Here is a 17,617-nt window from a genome sequence, read left to right on the forward strand (position 1 = left end):
CTTTACTTCATCGGTCTGTGCCAGTTAGAACGGTACATCAGGTAAAGGAAGTACGGTGTTCCAATCAAGGCAATCAGGATTCCTGATGGTATCTCTGTTGGCGCCATGACTGTTCTGCCGATCGTATCAGCGAGCACCAGCATCACTGCACCCGCGAGTGCGGATAAAAACATGGACCGTCTTAACTTATGTCCTGTCAGCAGCCGCACCATATGCGGGGCAATCAGACCGATGAACCCGACGGTTCCTACACAAGCAACAGCACCTGCTGCCAGCAGTACCCCCGTCGTCATGGCGAGCAATCTTGTTCGGCGTACGCCCAGTCCAAGTCCGGATGCACTGTTGTCGTCGAATACCAACAGTTCGAATCGACGAGCGAGCCACCAGGCCAGCGGAACCAGAATAACCAAAAATAAACCGATAACCTTCACCTGATCCCATGTACGGGCATAGGTACTACCTGTCAGCCAGATATATCCGCTGCTGCCGTATACAGCGCCACGAACAATCAGAATCTGAATTCCCGCTCCAGCAATGGCCGACATGGCGATCCCCAGCAGCACAACCGCAGACGGGTTAAGCCCTTTCTTCCAGGAGAGGGAGAATACAACCACTGCCGCAATAGCTGCACCGATGATGGCTGCGATGGGCAGCAGATATATTGGAAGACCCGGCCATAAAATAATGACCATCATGGCTCCGAGCCCTGCCCCGGAGGACACACCGACGATGGAAGCATCCGCCAGCGGATTACGCACGGCCATCTGAATGAGCACACCACTGATTGCCAGTGCAGCTCCAGCACCTGCAGCAACAAGCGTACGCGGAATCCGAAGCTGAATCACCGCCGAGAACAGTCCATCCGATCGGAATAAACTTGGCAGCAGATCAGCCAGCGGAATTCGCAGGCCGCCAAACATGGTACTAAGCAATATAAGCGCTATAGTTACGACCGAGAACAATACTGCCATTGGCCCAAACGCAAAGCGGCGTGAAGGTGCACCTGTGCTCATGGAAGAGGACATCCCCGAACCGTTTGATGCTTTCATGCGTGTAAGTACCAGCCAGATCAGCCACGGTGCACCAATAATCGCCATGACAGCCCCTGTCGGCAGCTCCATGCTGGAGTTATGTATCATCTTGGCCAGTACGTCTGCGCCAACCAGGAGAGCTGCTCCCCAGATAAACACACCGGGCAGCAGTAACCGGTTGGAGCGCACTCCGCTCAATCGGACCAGGTGGGGTGCTACCAGTCCCACGAAACCAATCGGTCCGATGACACTGACAATCACGGCAGCCAGCAAAACCGCGATAATCAGTCCACCCGAACGAGCCAGCCCAACCCTTTGACCCAAAGAGGACGCCGTTGATTCATCCAGCTCCAGCATATCCCACTGTCTGGACAAAATGAGCGCGAGGATGGTGATGCCAACGACCCAAGGCCAAGCATAAGCGACACCGCTCCAGTCATTCTGGACGAGTGTTCCGGATCCCCATAGGAATAATCCCTGTGTTTCCATAGAGAAGAAAATATGCAGTGCGCTTGTAAAGGAACCGAGCACCATGGACACGATCATACCGGATAACGCAAGTCGAACCGGACTTGATCTTCGTCCCCCGCCCATGAAATAAGCTGCAAATGCCGCAAGCAGACCGCCAAGAGCTGCGAACAGAAAAGGCGACTGACTGAGCACACCCGGAAAGAGAATAGCTCCCAGCACGACGATAAAGTAGGCACCTGCATTAATGCCCAGCGTGTCTGACGCTGCCAGCGGATTACGGGTGATCGTCTGCAGCAGTGCTCCGGCAACAGCCAGCGCACCGCCTGCGATAATACCGATAACCGTACGCGGCATACGCAAATCCCAGATCATATTGTGCTCCAACGTGTTCTGTTTGCCTGTAAGAGCATCCCAGACCGTACTCAATGGAATGGAAGCCTCTCCATAACAAAGACTTACAAAAAAAAGCACGATGAGAGCGGTTAGACCGCCCCCATATATGCTTATTGCGCGCCAGTTCATAGCTGGCCTAGTTCCCTGAACTGAACTCATTTGGTAATCGCCTCAACAACTCCGTCAACCAAAACTTTGGAGGAAATGGGTCCACCAAATGTCCATGTTGTGCTATCCAATTGATATAGGCGGTTTTCCTTCACAAAATTCAGTCCGTTCCAAACCGAGTTATCTTTCATTGCTGTGCCAAAAACGTCATCGTCCGGCTGTGTAATATAGATGAAGTTACTGTCCTGTACATCAGATAAGGATTCAATTCCCACTGTAGAGAAACCATAGCCTTCAAGCTTTTCAGGCTGCCAGTCATTTACCAAACCGATTTTGTCCAATGTACCAATAACGACCGAGTTATCCGTGAACATACGCAGACTAGCTGCATTTTGATACGTGAATGCTTGGGTCAGAGCAAAGTGGAAATCTTCTTTGCCTGCAGCAGCCAGTTTTTCTTTGGCTTCTACATAGTGTTGATCAAGTTCATCCAGTACTTGCTTCGCTTTGTCCTCTTTGCCAAGAGCAATAGCAATGTTATTAAAGATATCTGTCATCTTGTCGTAGTTATAGCCATCGCCATCGTAAGGGTCGAATTCCATCGTTGGTGCAATCGCATTAAGCTGATCGTAGACCGCATTATTGTTATCTGCATTGGCAATGATGAGGTCTGGTTTCAATGCAGCAATAGCTTCCAGATTCGGCTCACTACGTGTTCCAATATCTGTCACGCTGTCATCCAGGGCTGCTTCGGAAGTGACATAGACTTTGTAGTTGGCGTTGTCGGCATTACCTACTGGCTGAACGCCCAGTGCAACCACATCTTCCGTATATGTCCATTCCAGAGTAACCACGCGCTCTGCCGGCTTGTCCAGCGTCAGTTCTCCGCGTTTATGTTTAACGGTAACCGGGCCAGAAGCCGCTTCCGTCTGCGTGTTGTCAGAAGCATTACCTTCACCTGCATCCGCAGCTGATCCATTCGAGCTGGTGCTTGCAGAACCGCAACCTGCTAATGTAAGAGCAAAAACCAACAATAATAGTAGTCCGTTCAAGCTTTTTTTCATGTACTGTAATCTCCCCTGTTTATATGTATTAACTCTGATAATAATTATCATTATCACATTTTGGATTATGCGACAGAAATCACATTTTGTCAATAAAAAAGCGATAACGCGCTGACTACAGATTCTGCTATTGTGCCTATTTATGGGGATAAAAAGAAACAGAGCCCCTGGTCATCCATGGACTCTTCTCAACCAGCATCATGACATGCCAGATTTGCAGTATGTTTCATCTACCGTGCGCGCCTTCCATCGTATATAATCGCGCCCCAATTCTAACGGAATGCAAATGTTAGTTCAGTTCCATTGTAGTAATGCAGGTATTGTCCTGTTCATATGTGGAAAGCTGGGATTCCGCGACCTTCCCGTCATGTACAATACGGACCAAGTATGTTCTGTTCCTCGGTACCCACAGATCCATAAAGCCATTCTTCCCGGTTTTTATCGGTTCTTCTTTCATAAACGTATTACCTTCTGAGTCATGAATCGTGACCAGGAACTCTTTGTTCTTCATTTCCCCCTGACAACCCGTCAGGCTATGAATGGCACATGGGTGAGTCTGCTCGACGTAAGGCGCAATCGAAAGGAAAAACTCCTCTTCAGGCAGATTATAGGTTTTCGTTTGATCATCCTTGCCGGTAACGACCAACTGGGTAGCATTAATGGAGGCCGATTTTGTTTCGACTTTACCCGTACTGATATCGTATACCAATTCCTTAACATTGGTTGATTCAGGAGGGCCTGCTTCTTTTTTTAGCATATTATCAGCGATAAGGTATATTCCTAAGCCAACGACTGTAATGAATAAGGCTGCAATAAGTATTCCTTTTCTCAACTGGAGTTCATCTCCTCGTCCGTTTTGGTTTATTATAATGGAGAATGCCGCGCCATGGGCTATGTACACCATCAAAGTCACCATATTTTCACATATTTGTCTTGTAGCATAAAAAAATCAGCAGCATATTAGAAGTATTATTGATAAGCATAGGAAGGTGTGTATATGCATAAATCTGCTTCCGAATCAGACACAGATCGAAGAATTTACAAATCCAAACAGGCGCTAAAGGCTTCCTTGCTGGAATGGATGTCACGCAAACCGCTGGAGAGCATTACCATCACCGATATTGTCAAATCGGCTGATTTGAATCGCAGTACGTTTTACAAACATTACGTTTACAAAGAAGACTTGCTGCGCGAGATTTTGACCGATGTGATCAATGACCTGATAGCCGCCTACCGAGCTCCTTATGAGCATTACCATGATTTTGAAATCAAGGATTTGAACGCATCGGCCATCAAAATCTTCGACCATGTTCTTGTCAATGCCAGCTTTTATACCTTGCTTGTTCATTCCCATATGCCTATGGGATTTCGGGATACTCTCTATGAAACGCTCATTACCCTGTACCTGCAGGACTTAACGGATATGTCTCCGGATCCCAGGATCGACAAGGAACTCCTTGCCTGCTATCAGGCTAATGCCGTTTTGGGTCTGATTACAGGCTGGGTACAGAGCAACTTTAAATACAGTTCCACTTACATGGCAGAGCAGCTATTGGAATTTACTCGTATGAATCGCTCGAATGAAGTTTATCGCTCGAATCTGGCCCCGGTCCATCGTCACAAACCAGGCTTGTCCATATAAAAAGAGGTACCAGCTCTCATTCAACATGAGAGTGGTACCTCCGAATAGCTGCCCTATTATCATATTGTCTAGTTACTAATCCAGCCGCCATCGACAGGAAGCTCAACGCCTGTAATAAATTTCGATTCATCTGAAGCCAGGAACAGATAGGCATAGGCGATATCCATGGATTCTCCGGCATGCGGAGGCAAAGGCGCGAGATTTTTGTAATTCTCACCCATCTCCACTTGAGACTTGATGCCTGCTTTTTCCACCATGCCGGTAAATACAGCACCTGGATGTACAGAGTTAACCCGTATGTTGTCTTTCGCAAACCACTGTGCACCATGTTTGGTCAGTGAACGTACGGAGCCTTTGGAAGCACTATAGGCTGCACCCTGCGCGTCTGCAATTCCGCCAATAATTGCAGCGATGGACGATGTATTAACAATGGAGCCTTGTCCATTCTGTTGCATGTAAGGAATAACGGCTTTCATGCCCAGCCATACCCCTGTGCCATTTATGGACATGACCTTCTCCCAATCTTCCAGCTCGGCCTCCAAAATCCCCTTGGCTATGTGAATTCCAGCATTGTTGACCAAAATATCTATTTTTCCGTATTTTGCTACTGTTTCTTTCACAACTGCGTTCCACGACTCGGGACTTGACACATCCAGCTTAAGCGCGATGGCCTCTCCACCACTTGCCACAATGTGCTGCACCTGCTCTTCCAGAGCTTCAATAGCCACATCAGTAGCGACAACCTTAGCCCCTTCTCTGGCAAACAATTGAGCCCCTGCCAATCCCATGCCGCTCGCTGCACCTGTTATAATTGCAACTTTTCCAGTTAATCTGCCCATTTCATATCATCCTTTCCTATTTGAAGATGACCGCCTAATGAAGGCACCCAATTCGTTGACCCCTTTAGTATACGGACGAAATGAAAGCTCTTTCAATCAGCAAATAGGCAGGCTTTTGTGGGATAACCAATAGATAGATAGGGATCTGTTTACTTCAAGAATGATAATCTACAATATGGACGAGATATGTTGTTTTGACTTCCGAATCTATGAATATTGCCAGCATCCTGCGAGGGGGTCGATCATTTTCCCGTCATCGAACTTGGCGAACAAATATAGGGCCCCATAACCAAAGACGTACTCCTCAACCATTCCATCCGCATAACCATCTTCGTCAATCTGGATGAAAAAGTCGTATCCATCATGATGCAGAGCTGTTAAGTAACTGTCCTCTTGCTGAATGAATCTCGGTGTGCCTCCAATTCTGACCAAACATGGCTCATCTGCTGCAGCCCCATCTTCAATCCATGTCCACTCGGTTAGACTGTGTTTATGCAGCACAGTATTCGTGTAGGTCTCCAGCGCACTTTCAGTGGAGGCGGGATGCTGGATCACTTGAATGTCGCATGTTGGATAAATATTGTGCTCAAGGTATTTCTCATAATCCGCTGGTACAAATACAGAAATCATCTCCTGACCTGGAACAGGCTCCATAGCGTCTGTATCAGGAAGAGTCACACTGAGATAAAACAGATAATTTTGCTCACGCAGAAAAGAGAATTCGGGGTTATCATCAAAGTAAGCAGGTGCATTCCCCCCGATCCAACTCAGCGATGAATGATCTGTAGGATGTGGATACATAACGAGCGAATGTGTTCTATTATCAAAAAGATCAGTCCATGCGGACATACGGGCACGTTCCTTTCTTACGATTTTCGTTTGAACTTCCAATCCATTCCTATATAATAATTATAAATTCTGGAAACCGTGGTGGACAACAGATTTATTACTCATTAGACCAGACAGAATTGTTCTCCGAGCAGACCATGTAGGAGGAATATACATTGAAATGGCTCCGTGTACATAAGGAAGATCATGATATCAGGAATAAGATAGACTGGAACGGTGACCTTCCTAAGCATATCGCCATTATGATGGATGGAAATGGGCGCTGGGCCACGCGCAGAGGACTTCCCCGAAGTGCTGGACATTATGCTGGCATGCAGACGATGCGCGAAACGATAAGCATGTGCCACCAAATCGGGATCTCCTCTCTCACCCTTTATGCATTCTCTACGGAAAATTGGAAAAGGCCTAAAGAGGAAGTAGATTATATCATTAGCCTGGTCGTCGAATTTGTACAGGATACGACCGTTCAGGAACTCAATCAACATGGTATTAAGGTGGATTTCATCGGTGATATATCCAAATTTCCTCTTGAAACACAAGAGGCGATGCGCAAGGTGGTTGAACTAACCCGGGCCAATCGTGGAATGACCGTTTACTTCGCCATGAACTATGGCGGGAAAAGTGATATCGTCCAAGCTATTAAATTATGTATTGAAGAAAACAAAAACGTGCGGGACATCTCTGAACAGGACCTTGAGAAGTTTCTGTATACCGGACAATATCCAGCACCAGATCTATTGATTCGGACTAGCGGGGAGAAACGGCTGAGCAACTTCTTATTATGGCAGGTTGCCTACGCCGAGCTGTGGTTTACGGATGTCATGTGGCCGGACTTTAACGAGCAATTGTTATACGAAGCCATGCTTGATTATCAACAGCGCAAGATGCGAGCGTTGGAATAATTCGAGGTTCCATTCAAATCTTCAGGGAGCTGCTTGTTCTTTTGCACATTTTTAGCAATGTTCACCGTAACACTCCAAACTTCGCACCATATACTGTGGTAACTCTCTCACTTGCAGAAGCCAGTCTCGAAGTACTCCATCCATGATTTCCGAATTTGTCCCAGTTGATCTCTTCCAGACATAACTGCTTCAAACCCATTAAGCTTGTCCCCCATAACCCGATTACAGGATCAGAGGTTCATTACAAGATTCCTTCGATAAACTATTCGCCCATTCAGGCTCTACTTCCCCTAATTCTAAGGTCTCGGTTTCGGAACTAAAAAGAGCAGCGGTGATGTCTTTTAGCTACATCATCCCGCCGCTCCCGCATTCCAAGCCGTCCATACCATCTCAATAAATAGACTTATGGACTGGATAAAAGGCATAAACTTTAATTTTTATGCTGACATAGACTATATTGTGAATCGAGATTAAGGAGTCAATTTCAGAATAGTCACCGTGGTATTCAGATTGTTATGCAACTGTACAGGAGTTGCATTCGCATTTACCAGTTGGATCGTTGTCGGAACTGTTGTGACCGTAACGATGACTTCAGCAGATATGGGGCCTCCACCATTACCCGTGAAAGGCACGGGGGTTATAGGCGTTCCGTTTACTGTGAGGTTGAAATCGGCATCGCCCTGATTATGAATGGAGAAAGAGATAAAGTAACTTCCTGTTTCATTGATGGTTATCGTTGAAGATGGCGGCACGAAGGTAAAGGCACCACCCACGTTAGCCAAAACACCAGTCAACGTAATTGGCGAGTTTCCTGGAACGGTGTCCGTACCTGTACCGGGATCAGCTCGGAAAACACTCAGGAAATCAGAAATTCCAGCCCCCGTTGGACCGGCAGGACCTGTTGCTCCAGTTGCACCTGCTGGGCCGACAGGGCCAGCTGGACCCACTGGGCCAACCGGGCCTGCTGGGCCCACTGCTCCGACCGCACCAGCCGGACCCACAGGTCCTTGTATACCAGGAATTCCTTGCAATCCGACTGGCCCTGGTATCCCTTGAGCACCAGTGGCCCCTTTGGGACCTATTGGTCCTAGTGGACCAGGAATCCCTGGTACGCCTTGCGGTGCATTAACTATAACCTTAGGTTTAACCTTCAAAACCTTAACCTTCACACCGCAATGTACGTGTTTTTTGAATTTACGTCTACAAATCCGTTTCCCATGACGATTGATCAATGAATTCACCTCCGTGATATTTCTCCACATACTATGTGCAGTAATCACTGGGGGCGTAGACAACTAACTATAATTCAGAAAATTACAGGGCCCATTATGAGGAAAGTTGTCTATCTCATGGAGCAATATTTAGACTTTAAGCTTCTATTACATATCGAAAGGGCCTCTTACAAAACAGCCAAGAATACAATGCAAAGCATATTAAATTTTTTATACGTTACACATGTTTAGTGTGGGATGCTCTACCCGCAAACCAGTATGTGAGTGCACCTGACACGGCGAAGGCTAAGAGCAGACCAATGCAGGTATGCAGCAAGTTCAGCGTACCATCTTCCATGAATGCCGGAATTTGAAGCAGGCCTGCTGATTCGCTTAAAGCAAAGGATTTTACCGATACAATACCGAAGTAGAGTCCGCCGATAGCACTACCAATAAGCGCTGCATAAAAAGAAGCCCTCCTTCTCATATTGACGCCATAGATTGCAGGCTCCGGAACACCCAAAAGAGCCGTTCCGGTTGCCCAGAATGCGAGTTTTCTGAACTCGGTCTGTCTGCTGCGCAGTCCCGCAGCCAGTGCTGCCCCCGCCTGAGCAGTAAATGCAACAAACATCGCAGGAATGATCACGGAAAATCCGTTGGTCATCAGCTCATTCAGCATCAAGGGAACGAGCCAATAATGCAATCCGGCAAACAGCATTAATGCAAATGCCGCTCCCAGCAGCATCGCAGCCACGACCGGTGCATCCGTGAGCAAGGAATCGACGGCAGCGGGCATTCGCTTATCAATCCACGAACCTAGTGGGCCCAGCACCTTAGGACTGAATCGTTCAACGGCTCTTTCTACATAAGATGCAGCAGAGATCGTCAGAATCACCCAGAGCGTCGCCGAGAAAAAGGCTGCCTCCGAAACCATAGGCACACCCATAAAATGGACTTCCTCTTGACCTGACAGTAAATAACTCATTTGCGGGTAAAACATCAATCCGCCGATAGCTGCTGCAACGTAGATATTACTCTTTAACTGCCGGGCAGTACTGATAGCTGCCAATACAGGCAGCAAATAAAAGGCGCTATCCCCAATGGATTTCAATATCATAAATGTCTGGCTCTGTAGGAAGGATGAGGGTTCCGAAAAACCGTACGTACTAATCAGTGTTATGACTGCAAGCACAATTTTGAAGAGCGCAGCTCCCAGAATGGCAGGCATTATGGGTCTAAACACATCGGATATAAACGGTAATATTGAAAACGATCTGCGGTATGTATGCTTCTCTTTCCGTTCGGGATGATCGCGCATGCTTTCTGGCGTACCCATGTCCCTTAACAGAAGGTGATAATAGGAGAATTCATCTCGAATCGCCAAGCAACATTCTGTACCTGTTATCCGAATTGTTACTTCAAGATCGGTAGCAGCAGGCGCTGACATATCCACTTTACTGTTATCTTCTAGAATAAGTACCGTGGCCTGCTCTTCCCGCGTGACTTGTCTTATGTTTTCCTTTCCACCTGCAAGTTTCAAGATCTCTTCGAATTGCCTGTCATTCATATGTACCTTCTCCTTATGCTGCGGTAAACCCGAGTTTTGTGATGTGCCCTTATCTATATACCCATTTCCATGATCAAACTTCAATAGGATATTCAAACTAATTTTCCTTTCATTTCATGAATAATCAAGCAGGGTACATGGACCTAAATTCACCTAATAATAGAAAAAAAGCCTGCTTCCGCAGGCTCTTTCATAACCTCTTTACAATGTTTTTTGATTTTCCAGCCCTTATGACAACGCCAGCATGGCGTTCATATCTTCCTCTGCCGTTGTGATCAGCTTCAGGCCAAACATGTCAACAAGCACATCCAATACTCCAGCCGAGATGAATTCTGGCGGTTTCGGTCCAATTCGAATGTCCTGAATACCCAGACTGAACAGCCCCAGCAGAATGGCCACCGCTTTTTGCTCAAACCAGGACAGGACAATGCTGACGGGCAGCTCATTGACCGAACAGCCAAAGGCGTCCGCAAGAGCCATTGCAATTTTCACGGTTGAACCGGAGTTGTTGCACTGCCCCAGATCGATATAACGGGGAATTCCTGTATCCCCGACTGTACCGTAATCCACATCATTGAAGCGGAATTTACCGCATGATGTGGTTAAAATCACGGTATCGTTAGGCAGCGAAGTCGCCAGCTCGCGATAATAGTTTCCTCCTTTTCCAGGTGCATCACAGCCAGCAATAACGAAGAAACGACGGATATGACCATCTTTGACTGCCTGAATAATCTCTGGAGCGAGACCAATTACCGTCTCATGATGGTACCCTGTCGTTAGTACCTGCTCCGACTTAACGTCTGCTGCCGGTAAGGAAAGAGCGCGTTCAATTAGAGGAGTGAAATCATCATTAATAATTTTGGCTACACCCTCAAGTCCCGCGACTTCATACGAGAAGAATCGGTCGGCATATGTACCTTTGATAGGCATGACACAGTTTGTGGTCGCAAGTATGGCACCCGGAAACTGTTCAAATAATCTGCGCTGATCGAACCAGGCTTTGCCGATATTGCCTTTTAGATGGGCATATTTCTTAAGTGCCGGGTACCCGTGAGCAGGCAGCATCTCGGAATGTGTATAAATGTTGATGCCTTTCCCTTCGGTCTGGCGAAGAAGCTCTTCCAGCGCATACAGGTTATGTCCGGTCACTACAATGCATTGTCCCTCAATCTGGTTCTGCGAAACGGTGATGGGCTGCGGTATGCCGAATCTCTCGGTGTGCGCACGATCCAGCACGTCCATGATTCGGATTGCCGCGCTCCCTACTTGCATGGCCATATCGAGATGTTCCTGCACATTAAAATTGGAATTGGTCAACGTCATATACAGGGCCTCATGTGTAATTCGATCCACTTCCGGATCATGATATCCTAGCTGCCGAGCATGTGTTGCATAAGCCGCTATGCCTTTCAACGCAAAAATCATGGTATCCTGCAGACTGGCTATCGTTTCATTTTTGCCACAGACCCCAACTACTGTACATCCACCACTCGGTGTCTGCTCACACTGATAACAAAACATATCTGTTCCCTCCAACGTGATTCGATTTCATTCATCACTGGTAACAGCGTAACAAACCCGCAGGGGACCAAGTGTGATGGCGGACACAGTTTATCATTCGACACCTTATAGTTAAGATTAGCAAATATATGAACCTATTGTTTCCCCTCCAAGACTATCATCCAATCTTTCATTAGCTCCTTCGCATACGTTATTACGTAGTCCAAGCTGCCGTAGCAGCAGGTCTATAGAAAAGGAGGAGTTCAAATGGCTAAACCCGTTTCCATTTCTCAAACGTATCCTCGCTTGACGGTGTTCAGTGAAGAAAACTTCAGGGGCCGCCGAAGAGTCTATCGTGGCAACCTCGGCATCTCCGATGTCGATGCCATTCTGACTGGAATTGAGAGCTTGCGATTTTTTTCCACTAATCCAAACGCTACACTCGTGTTGTTTAATCGTTCACGTTTTCGTGACAATTTTGTTGTACTGCGGGGGAATCGCAGCATTCGCGAACTGGATGACTTTTTGCGCAGAGGAGATGTGGAATCCCTCATTGCATCCAATCAGCGCTTAACTCTGGCACAGATTCGCGAGATCAGAAGAACCGGAGAGTTACCTCCCGGTTACCGCTTAATCTGACCTGTCTTTCGCTGTTGCATGTGATATCAATGCAGTGGTGCACGTAACCGTGCATCACTGCAAATAAATAAATTGAACAAGAGGCATATCTTAGCTCCTTATGAAAAATACTGTGAACATAAAAAAGTTGGAAATGAAACGATTCTATATTTTGCCCGTAAGGGTAATACACAGAAGAAACCATTTAATCAAGGAGCTGGTCAATTGCAACATTATAGACACAGTGCTGAGGAGACACTTCAAGATTTGGATAGTTCCCCCAAGGGGCTGACTGCCTCCGAAGCTGCAAAAAGACTTGAGACAGAAGGATATAACGAGTTAAAAGGCAAAAATGCAACACCTGTCTGGAAACTGTTTCTTGAAAATTTCAAAGATCCCATGGTCATCGTGCTGCTCATTGCGGCAGGTGTACAGGTTGTGCTCGGACATCTTATTGAATCACTGATTATCTTCTTGGTTATCCTGCTAAATGCAGTAATTAGTGTTGTACAGACCAAAAAAGCGGAGAGCTCCCTCGATGCCTTAAGGCAAATGTCTGCTCCTGAAGCCAAAGTTATTCGTGATGGTGAGAAAAAGACTATTCCCGCCAGGGAACTCGTTCCCGGCGATATCGTTTTATTGGATGCGGGTGATTATGTGCCGGCAGACGGGCGGATTTTGGAATCCGGTAGTCTGAGAATCAATGAAGGCATGCTGACTGGAGAATCAGAAGCAGCGGAGAAACATGCAGATGCCATTCCGGAGGAGGCTCCCATCGGTGATCGGCGCAACATGGCCTTCAGCGGTTCGCTGGTCGTATACGGCCGGGGCACTCTGGTGATTACCGGAACCGCGTTAAAAACAGAGATCGGCAAGATTGCCGAATTGATTGAAAATGCTGAAGCCAAAGAAACTCCGCTGCAGCGCAAACTGGAAGCCTTCAGCAAAAAACTGGGCTTTTTCATTCTGGGACTGTCCATTCTTATTTTCGCCATCGAGGCAGGACGTGTCTGGTTAACCGAAGGCACGGACAATCTGGGTCCTTCAATTATCAATGCACTGATGTTTGCCGTTGCTGTCGCCGTCGCCGCCATTCCTGAAGCTCTCTCTTCCATCGTGACGATTGTATTGTCGCTGGGAACGAATAAGATGGCCAAGCAGCATGCGATCATTCGCCGGCTGCCTGCCGTGGAAGCGCTCGGTTCAGCCAGCATTATCTGTACAGATAAGACAGGGACGCTTACCCAAAACAAGATGACGGTTGTGGATTATTACATCCCCCATGGCACCAAAGAGGAATTCCCGGACGATCCTGATCAGTGGTCTGAAGAGGAACGACGCTTGTTACATATTGCAGTGCTCTGCAATGATTCGAATATTAACCAGGAGGGCAAGGAGCTGGGTGATCCCACAGAGGTAGCCCTCATTGCCTTCAGTAACCGTGTGAACAAGGACTATAACGAAATTCGGGACCAGTTCCCGCGGGAAGCAGAGCTTCCTTTTGACTCGGATCGGAAACTAATGAGCACAGTGCATACCTTCGAAGGACAGACGGCCTTATTAACCAAAGGTGGTCCGGATGTGCTATTCAGCAGGTGTACTCATGTGTTCATGAACGGAGAGGTTCAGCCGCTTACAGCTGAGATTCGCACACAATTCGAGGAGAAAAACGAAGCTTTCTCCAAACGTGCCTTCCGTGTACTGGCTTATGCTTACAAGAAATTCGATGACAAAAAGCAGGTTACACCTGAAGACGAATATGATCTGACGCTTGTTGGACTGACAGCCATGATTGATCCACCGCGTGAAGCCGTGTACGGCTCCATCGAAGAGTCCATGAAGGCTGGTATCCGCACAATCATGATCACAGGGGACCACAAAACGACAGCCCAGGCCATTGGACGGGATATTGGGCTTGCAGGCCCGGATGATCTCGCCATCACTGGCGCTGAGCTGGACAAAATGTCGGATGAAGAGCTGGATCGCCAGCTTGAACACATTTCAGTCTATGCACGGGTATCCCCTGAAAACAAAATCCGCATTGTGCGTGCATGGCAGCGCAAAGGCAAAATTGCAGCCATGACCGGAGACGGTGTCAATGATGCACCAGCTCTGAAACAAGCGGACATTGGTGTAGCCATGGGCAGCGGTACGGATGTTGCCAAGGATGCGGCTGCCATGATTCTGACGGATGATAACTTTGTATCCATCGTGAACGCAGTGAGTGTCGGGCGTATGGTATTTGATAACATCAAAAAAGCCATTGCTTACCTGTTTGCGGGTAACCTTGGCGCCATTATCGCCATATTGTTTGCACTTATCGTTGGATGGGTGAACCCGTTTACGGCCCTGCAGCTTCTCTTCATCAACCTGGTGAACGACTCCCTGCCTGCCATTGCACTGGGGACGGAAAAGGCCGAACCGGATGTGATGCGGCGCAAACCGCGAGATATTAATGAAGGCATCTTTGCCGGCGGTACGCTTCAAGCCGTGATTACACGTGGTGTATTGATCGGTGCAGCTGTTATTGTGTCCCAGTATGTCGGGCTTGGCATCTCTGAAGAAATGAGCGTGGCGATGGCCTTTACGACCCTGATTCTGGCACGGAGTCTGCAAACATTTGCAGCCCGTTCCAACACACAGACCATCTTCCAGGTGGGCTTCACGACAAATAAATTTGTCCTTGGCTCCATCCTGGTATGTCTCTGTCTCTATGGAATCACCTTGATTCCGGGTGTACGCGGCATCTTCGCCATTCCGGATGCATTTGGTTGGAACGAGTTCCTGATTGCAGGCGGTCTTGCCCTGCTCGCCGTCATTCTGATGGATGTCATCAAGTGGATTCGCAACCGCGGCAAAGCGGTCAGTCCAGCATAAAAAATACTTCAACCCTTCAAGGCGCCCTCAGACGGGCGTCTTTTTTGCTGCCGGAAATCAACTTCTACAACACATGCAATTTCCTATCGTTTTTTGTTTGTTTCGATCTGTTTCACCCCATTTGTCACCGATGCGAAACTCTTCGAATTTTATGACATTATTGCCATATATGCAGATTGGGCGTAAAATGATTTATTGATTTTAATATAGCTTGACTCAATCCACAGACAGGAATGGTAACGTGAAAGATAAAATTGTAATGCCTCTCTGGACATGCTGTCTGTTCATTGTCGTGATGAACACCACCATGTTTAATGTATCCTTACCCGTCATTATTAACGATCTCCAAATTACATCTGACCTGGGCTCATGGGTCATCTCCAGCTACTCTATCGGTTACGCATTATCGACCGTCATTTTCAGCCGGTTATCCGATCGGGTCCCGGTGCGCAAACTGCTAACCATCGGACTGCTGATTCTGGGCTTGTCCTCGTTACTTGGATTATTCGCACACAGCTTCGCCGTCCTGCTGCTGACGCGCATTTTGCAATCCGCAGGTGCAGGGGTTATGGCTGGGCTCGGCCTTGTAATTGCGAGCCGCTACATCCCGCTGGAACGGCGCGGAGCCGCAATTGCCCTCATCTCTTCAGGCAGTGCCATGGCTTTTGGGCTGGGTCCCATTGTGGGCGGACTCATTAGCGAGTACTGGGGATGGAATGGTCTTTTTGCAATAACCGTACTTGTTCTGCTTGCCCTGCCTGTATTGCTCTATTTTCTGCCGCGGGAAACACCAAGCTCAGACAACCCTTTCGATATGATCGGAGCAGTGTTAACGGTTATTAATGCCATAACGCTTCTGGTCGCGATTACCCAGCAGTCCTGGATCTGGTTTGCTATCGGTGTCCTGTCTCTTGTGGTTCATATGTGGTACATCCGCAAAGCACGCCTTCCGTTTGTCAATCCCGATGTATTCCGAACACCAGGGTATACACGTTTGATTCTCATTGGCTTCTGCATTTTGGTCGTTAATCTGGGTAATCTGTTTCTGATGCCGCTTGTCCTTGCCGACTTGTTCGGGCGTTCATCGCTCACAATTGGTTTGCTCATTGCTCCGGGAGCCATTGTCGCAGCCTTTTGCACCCGTTTCGTAGGACGCTGGATCGACCGTTACGGCAACATGCGCTTTCTGATGATTGGACATGTGCTGCTTGCAGCTGTACTTGCCCTGTTTATGCTCGGACTGAATCAGTCCGCCTTTATTATTACCGCAGGCTATCTCTTTTTCTCACCTGCACTCTCCGCCTCCATGGCTTCACTGAATAACGAAACGTCCCGCATTCTCCCCAAGACGCAGATTGGAGCAGGTATGGGCATACTTCAGCTGATTCAATTCTTCGGTGGTTCGATGTCTGTGGCGGTCTGCGGACTGCTGTTACACAGCATCCCGGGCGTTTCGGTAGAGAAAGCCTATCACGTTGTTTATGGATGTCTGCTCTTCGTCTGTCTTGTCTCGCTTGTTATCGTAGTGTGGCATCACAGAGCCTCTCAATCTGGAGTTGTACAGAGTCAGAGTAGTACCGTGAAATAATGGAATACTTTAAAATAATTGTTATAAAATGAATACACAAACAGCCCGCATGCAGTGCGGGCTGTTTGTGTATTTCGATACGTCTTCAGTACGGAGTCATCCGCATCGATTCTAACTCTGGGTTCAAAATTCCGTATTAATTCCCATCCCGCGCTGCCTTCCAGGCTTCCTCCACCGATACAGGGGCTTTGCTGCTGCCCTCTCCGCTTCCTTCTTGGGTCCACAGAGGCGGGTAATAGGCAAATACTTGTCCCCTCTGAAGCTGACCAAGATCATTTTGCCACCCTTCCCAGCGGAAGGTCTGGTAGAACTGCTGCAAATCGCCATCTGCCAGCCAGGTCAGAAATTCCGAATAAGTAAGCTCCGTCGCTTCCCATTCCTGAGCATCCGGCGCATAATAGTATATCTCTCCGGTGCGACCGAATTTGCCCGTATCCAGTGCAAAAAATCCGCCTGCCACATCATAGGCAACCACCATCATGCCCTGCAGAGCCTGTACACAGGGCTTGTCGCTCAGACCGTTCCAGCTGGTCAGACTTCCAAATACGCTCTCACCGCCTGCACCCAGCAGCGTGATCCACCCGTGATCAATCACCATTCCTTCCGTCTCGTAAGCAACAGCTCCCAGATAGGATTTGGTGCTCACTTGAAGACGATAGAGCGTATCCTCTCCATCCTCTGGTCGTGCAGAAACATACTCATATGTATTTTGCCCGTTATCCAGTAGTTCCTTGAGTTCCTCCCACGCGTGATTGTCCCGATCCAATAGTTCATCTGCAGATAATGTGTGCATATCTTTACTCCTTCCAAGGTATCAATTCATCATTTATACCTAGCATTCTTTTATTCATTTTCCGTGACCAAATCCCTCTAACACTTCACCATTCTCGTTGTTCAGCTCTACCCTACCGCGTAAAGTCTTCCTCATCATCCAATCTCATCGGTTCCCCTGCACAA

The 17,617-nt window shown here is 47.8% G+C and carries 15 protein-coding genes; 5 read left to right on the top strand and 10 right to left on the bottom strand.

Going from position 1 to position 17,617, the window contains the following annotated elements:
• Positions 1-2: 2 nt before the first annotated feature.
• The 3 genes from AC3WQ3_RS06490 to AC3WQ3_RS06500 all read right to left on the bottom strand — a co-directional run bounded on the left by AC3WQ3_RS06490 (position 3) and on the right by AC3WQ3_RS06500 (position 3,899).
• Positions 3-2,054 (bottom strand): iron ABC transporter permease, encoded by a 2,052-nt coding sequence (locus tag AC3WQ3_RS06490; protein WP_492471782.1) that lies wholly within the window; start codon positions 2,052-2,054, stop codon positions 3-5.
• Entirely contained in the window at positions 2,051-3,067 is a 1,017-nt protein-coding gene (locus tag AC3WQ3_RS06495) for an ABC transporter substrate-binding protein (protein WP_095359600.1), read from the bottom strand. Before AC3WQ3_RS06495 ends, AC3WQ3_RS06490 begins: the two co-directional genes overlap by 4 nt.
• 289 nt (positions 3,068-3,356) lie before the next feature.
• Positions 3,357-3,899, bottom strand: coding sequence for a CueP family metal-binding protein (locus AC3WQ3_RS06500; RefSeq protein WP_154896240.1), 543 nt, complete (start codon positions 3,897-3,899; stop codon positions 3,357-3,359).
• A 165-nt stretch (positions 3,900-4,064) separates the two neighbouring features.
• Here AC3WQ3_RS06500 and AC3WQ3_RS06505 point away from each other — a divergent pair, with 165 nt between their 5' ends.
• Positions 4,065-4,709, top strand: coding sequence for a TetR/AcrR family transcriptional regulator (locus AC3WQ3_RS06505; RefSeq protein WP_492471783.1), 645 nt, complete (start codon positions 4,065-4,067; stop codon positions 4,707-4,709).
• Positions 4,710-4,777: 68 nt separating this feature from the next.
• Here the strand turns inward: AC3WQ3_RS06505 and AC3WQ3_RS06510 are convergent, their stop codons facing one another.
• Together AC3WQ3_RS06510 and AC3WQ3_RS06515 are read right to left on the bottom strand one after the other, a co-directional pair.
• The gene (locus AC3WQ3_RS06510) at positions 4,778-5,548 is read right to left on the bottom strand and encodes a glucose 1-dehydrogenase (protein WP_154896238.1); all 771 of its coding nucleotides are present in this window, start codon (positions 5,546-5,548) and stop codon (positions 4,778-4,780) included.
• Between the two features lie 207 nt (positions 5,549-5,755).
• Positions 5,756-6,397: a hypothetical protein gene (locus AC3WQ3_RS06515; RefSeq protein WP_492471784.1), complete on the bottom strand. Its 642-nt coding sequence runs from the start codon at positions 6,395-6,397 to the stop codon at positions 5,756-5,758.
• 155 nt (positions 6,398-6,552) lie between these two features.
• Here AC3WQ3_RS06515 and uppS point away from each other — a divergent pair, with 155 nt between their 5' ends.
• Positions 6,553-7,299: an undecaprenyl pyrophosphate synthase gene (uppS, locus tag AC3WQ3_RS06520; protein WP_492471785.1), complete on the top strand. Its 747-nt coding sequence runs from the start codon at positions 6,553-6,555 to the stop codon at positions 7,297-7,299.
• Between the two features lie 61 nt (positions 7,300-7,360).
• Here the strand turns inward: uppS and AC3WQ3_RS06525 are convergent, their stop codons facing one another.
• From AC3WQ3_RS06525 to hcp, 4 genes are all read right to left on the bottom strand, one after another.
• Positions 7,361-7,498 carry a hypothetical protein gene (locus tag AC3WQ3_RS06525; RefSeq protein WP_186812111.1) on the bottom strand — a complete coding sequence of 46 codons (138 nt, stop codon included), beginning with the start codon at positions 7,496-7,498 and terminating at the stop codon, positions 7,361-7,363.
• Positions 7,499-7,769: 271 nt separating this feature from the next.
• Positions 7,770-8,453 carry a collagen-like domain-containing protein gene (locus tag AC3WQ3_RS06530; protein ID WP_336780455.1) on the bottom strand — a complete coding sequence of 228 codons (684 nt, stop codon included), beginning with the start codon at positions 8,451-8,453 and terminating at the stop codon, positions 7,770-7,772.
• Positions 8,454-8,748: 295 nt separating this feature from the next.
• A complete protein-coding gene (locus AC3WQ3_RS06535; RefSeq protein WP_492471787.1) occupies positions 8,749-10,077 on the bottom strand; it encodes a PTS transporter subunit EIIC in 1,329 nt (442 codons plus the stop codon).
• 228 nt (positions 10,078-10,305) lie between these two features.
• Positions 10,306-11,598, bottom strand: coding sequence for a hydroxylamine reductase (gene hcp, locus AC3WQ3_RS06540; RefSeq protein WP_492471788.1), 1,293 nt, complete (start codon positions 11,596-11,598; stop codon positions 10,306-10,308).
• A gap of 246 nt (positions 11,599-11,844) precedes the next feature.
• Between hcp and AC3WQ3_RS06545 the strand changes: the two genes are divergently transcribed.
• The 3 genes from AC3WQ3_RS06545 to AC3WQ3_RS06555 all read left to right on the top strand — a co-directional run bounded on the left by AC3WQ3_RS06545 (position 11,845) and on the right by AC3WQ3_RS06555 (position 16,660).
• Complete coding sequence (locus AC3WQ3_RS06545) at positions 11,845-12,216, top strand: hypothetical protein (protein WP_095359607.1); 372 nt, start codon at positions 11,845-11,847, stop codon at positions 12,214-12,216.
• Positions 12,217-12,420: 204 nt separating this feature from the next.
• Positions 12,421-15,072, top strand: coding sequence for a cation-translocating P-type ATPase (locus AC3WQ3_RS06550; RefSeq protein ID WP_492471789.1), 2,652 nt, complete (start codon positions 12,421-12,423; stop codon positions 15,070-15,072).
• Positions 15,073-15,313: 241 nt separating this feature from the next.
• On the top strand, positions 15,314-16,660 hold the full coding sequence (locus AC3WQ3_RS06555; protein WP_492471790.1) for an MFS transporter: 1,347 nt from the start codon (positions 15,314-15,316) through the stop codon (positions 16,658-16,660).
• Positions 16,661-16,796: 136 nt separating this feature from the next.
• On the opposite strand, the gene AC3WQ3_RS06560 is transcribed toward AC3WQ3_RS06555, so the two are convergent.
• Positions 16,797-17,453, bottom strand: coding sequence for a DUF2625 family protein (locus AC3WQ3_RS06560; protein WP_492471791.1), 657 nt, complete (start codon positions 17,451-17,453; stop codon positions 16,797-16,799).
• Positions 17,454-17,617: the final 164 nt, after the last annotated feature.

This window comes from Paenibacillus sp. FW104-T2 (assembly GCF_058789975.1).

What these genes read in the sequence shown, in the direction of transcription:
- AC3WQ3_RS06490 (WP_492471782.1), bottom strand. Translation starts at nt 2,054, where the DNA reads ATGAGTTCAGTTCAGGGAACTAGGCCAGCTATGAACTGGCGCGCAATA.
- AC3WQ3_RS06495 (WP_095359600.1), bottom strand. Translation starts at nt 3,067, where the DNA reads ATGAAAAAAAGCTTGAACGGACTACTATTATTGTTGGTTTTTGCTCTT.
- AC3WQ3_RS06505 (WP_492471783.1), top strand. Translation starts at nt 4,065, where the DNA reads ATGCATAAATCTGCTTCCGAATCAGACACAGATCGAAGAATTTACAAA.
- AC3WQ3_RS06510 (WP_154896238.1), bottom strand. Translation starts at nt 5,548, where the DNA reads ATGGGCAGATTAACTGGAAAAGTTGCAATTATAACAGGTGCAGCGAGC.
- AC3WQ3_RS06515 (WP_492471784.1), bottom strand. Translation starts at nt 6,397, where the DNA reads ATGTCCGCATGGACTGATCTTTTTGATAATAGAACACATTCGCTCGTT.
- AC3WQ3_RS06525 (WP_186812111.1), bottom strand. Translation starts at nt 7,498, where the DNA reads ATGGGTTTGAAGCAGTTATGTCTGGAAGAGATCAACTGGGACAAATTC.
- AC3WQ3_RS06535 (WP_492471787.1), bottom strand. Translation starts at nt 10,077, where the DNA reads ATGAATGACAGGCAATTCGAAGAGATCTTGAAACTTGCAGGTGGAAAG.
- hcp (WP_492471788.1), bottom strand. Translation starts at nt 11,598, where the DNA reads ATGTTTTGTTATCAGTGTGAGCAGACACCGAGTGGTGGATGTACAGTA.
- AC3WQ3_RS06545 (WP_095359607.1), top strand. Translation starts at nt 11,845, where the DNA reads ATGGCTAAACCCGTTTCCATTTCTCAAACGTATCCTCGCTTGACGGTG.
- AC3WQ3_RS06560 (WP_492471791.1), bottom strand. Translation starts at nt 17,453, where the DNA reads ATGCACACATTATCTGCAGATGAACTATTGGATCGGGACAATCACGCG.